The sequence below is a fragment of the Mesorhizobium sp. M1E.F.Ca.ET.041.01.1.1 genome (assembly GCF_003997355.1).
Lineage (GTDB): Bacteria > Pseudomonadota > Alphaproteobacteria > Rhizobiales > Rhizobiaceae > Mesorhizobium.
On the sequence record NZ_RZSL01000676.1, the window covers coordinates 1 to 2,909 of the forward strand.

2 protein-coding genes are annotated in these 2,909 nt (G+C 55.9%); both read left to right on the forward strand.

Features of this window, described 5'->3' with window-relative positions:
- The coding region (locus EOA38_RS32425) for an acetyl-CoA carboxylase biotin carboxylase subunit family protein (protein WP_127301145.1) at positions 1 to 1,091 on the forward strand (1,091 nt) is incomplete at its 5' end.
- Positions 1,092 to 1,270: 179 nt separating this feature from the next.
- Positions 1,271 to 2,770, forward strand: coding sequence for a M81 family metallopeptidase (locus EOA38_RS32430; protein WP_127301146.1), 1,500 nt, complete (start codon positions 1,271 to 1,273; stop codon positions 2,768 to 2,770).
- Positions 2,771 to 2,909: the final 139 nt, after the last annotated feature.

Sequence of the window (2,909 nt, forward strand, 5' to 3'; positions counted from 1 at the left end):
TCGATACAGCGGATCTCGATGCGTTGATCCGCGAATGCTCCCGGCTGCATGCAACCTATGACATTGCTGGCATTACGTCCGTCGGGGACTCGTTCTATGCGACAGTTGGCAAGCTCTGCCGCCATTTCGATCTTCCGGGACCGAACCCCACATCCATCGAACAATGCTGCGACAAATTCAACCAACGTCACCTACTCGCAGAGGCCGGCGTTCCAATACCTGCTTATCGCTTGGCAACGGATGCGACGGAGGTGGAAAGATTTGCCGCGGAGATCGGCCTGCCGGTGATTCTTAAACCAGCAGTTGGTGCCGGCAGCAGAGGTGTCCGACTGTGCCGCAGCTTCAATGAGTTAGCCGAACATACGACCTATCTGTTGGGCGGGCAGCACATATGGCAGTCCCCGCCGAGGATCCTGGTCGAAGAATTCGCACAAGGCCCTCTTTATACCGTGGATATAATGGGAAATGAAGTTATTGGGATTGGGACCAATGATTTCGGCCCCCCACCCTACTTCATCCCTCGTGAGTGCATCGTTCCGGCCCCGCTGACGGATGATGAGCATGTGAGCATTGCCGACGTTTCGATGAATTGCTTGCGAGCTCTCAGCCTTGGCTGGGGACCGACGGGCGTTGAAATCCGATGGACGAAGCATGGCCCAGTGGTGATTGAAGTCAATCCGCGTCTTCATGGTGGAACAACTTCTCAACGGGTTCAACTGGCTTGCGGCGTCGACCTCATCACCGAGCACATCAAGCTTGTCATCGGCGAGGAATTGGATCTGCGCAGAAGGCATTCACACACTGCGGCTGTGCGGTATCTAATTCCTGATCGCAATGGCACCCTCGAATGGATCGGAGGCGACAGTCAGGCGGCTGCTGTACCAGGTGTCGTCGAGGTCAAATTTTATGTTCAACCCGAGACGCCGATCGTCATAAAAGGCGATCTCCGAGACTACATCGGACATGTCATCGTCGCTTCACCCAGCTTTGCTGAAACCGAGACAATACTACAGCGCGCTGTTGACTTAATCGCCTGGTCGATTACACCATTTTCCACCCCTGGCGAACAGGAGCGGCTTGTGGCCCCTTAAGAACTCAAGCACTTGTCACCGGCGCAGCCTGTTGCGGGTCACCACCCGCCCAGTCCCACCGCATCGTAAACTGGGAATCGAGCATAAAACGCAGCCATCGTCCTTGCACTCTGACCCGGTAAAATAGCCGCGAAGTCGCTGCCGATCAAAGCCTGACATTCAGGAGGAAATATAAGATTATGAAGCGCATAGCAGTCGGACGCCTGTTTCATGAATCGCACGGATATGCTCCTGCGACAGCGGCCGCAGATATCACGGTCGTTCGCGGCGAGACTGTGATTGAGGCAGCCAAGGGAAATGGCACGACGCTCGGCGGGATTGTCGACGCGTTGATTGAACGCGCTGATATTGAAATACTTCCCATTTCAGATTCGATGATCGCGCCGAGCGGCGCCATCGATCATTGTTTCTATCTTGAGCAACGTCGATTCTGGGGCGAGGAACTCAAGAAGCTCGCGCCCGATGCGATTGTCGTCGACCTACATGGGTCGATGTCCACGACTCAGATCGAAGATGCGGAAGGTGATTTCCTCTCCTACATTCGCGGCGCCATCGGCGGAAACGCAGTCATCGGAGTGGGTCTCGACCTTCATGCCAATATAACGCCGCAGATGCTGAAGGCAGCCGACATCTGCATCGCTTGCAAGAACAATCCCCATGACGATTACTACGATAATGGCAAGAAGGTCGTCAGATTGGTCTTCGATGTGGTCGAAGGCCGTCTGCGCCCGGTCTATACCTTCGCGAAAACCCGAATGATTGCCCCAGGCAGGCTCGAAACTCATCTCAGCCCACTTAAGGAAATGCACGCACGGGCCCGTGCGATCGAGAAGTCGGAAGCACCAGTGGTGGACCTTAGCATCTACAACGCCTATCGCTTTGCGGATCTAACGGATATGGGTCAGGCCGCTGTGATACTGAGCAACGGGCCATATGCGCAAGCCAAAGCGATCGTGGAGGATTACGCCCAGAAGTTCTGGGATCTGCGCGAGAGCTTCAAGGATGAAACCGTAACGATCGCAGAGGCGCTGGATGCGACTGCGGAAAACAAGAGTGGCCTCACCAAGGCGCTTGCCGATCTTGGCGACCGGACGCTGGCCGGCACGCCGGGGGACAGCACCTTGATCCTGCAGGCTGCACTGAAGCATCCTGTGAAGCTTCGGGGCGCGATGACGGTCAATGATCCGGAAACCGTCGCACAGGCATATGCCTCCGGAGTCGGCGCAAAAATCAAAATGCATCTCGGCGGCAAGATGACCCCGCTTTATCTGCCCTTCGAGGTCGAAGGCGTGGTCAAGCTGCTCAACAACAAGGATATCAAACTCATTGGACCCAATTTTGCGAACGAATCCGCTGCCATGGGAAAGACGGCCCTCATCGAGATCGACAACCGTTTCCTTGTGATTGCCACTTCAAAGCCAGGGTTCATCGTTGATCGCGCCATTTTCGAGTCCCACGGCGTCAATATCAGCGAGCAGGACTTTATCGTCATGAAGTCGCAGTTCCACTTCAATCGCAATTTCGAGGGCGTCGCAGCGACTATCTATGTTGCAAGCGCCGGCCTCTCCTATTTCGTGCCAGGTGCTTTCCCCAAAAAATGCGCGCGGGTCTGGCCGGACACCAATGTGAGTGACGCGCCCATTGTCGCGGCTCAAGTAGTGGAGCGTTTAGCCGCATAGGGCATTTTCGCGACACCAGGCCCGCTAACCCGCCGGTAGGCCTCGAGCTTCTTTCAGGCAATCGCCTTCTCCAGTGCGATCACGTCTCTGTGCGGCCGAGGATCTCCGGTTCGGCGCTCTTTTCACGAGGAGTGCAGGC

Excerpts from the sequence above, each read along its gene's own strand:
- EOA38_RS32430 (WP_127301146.1), top strand. The coding sequence starts at position 1,271 with ATGAAGCGCATAGCAGTCGGACGCCTGTTTCATGAATCGCACGGATAT.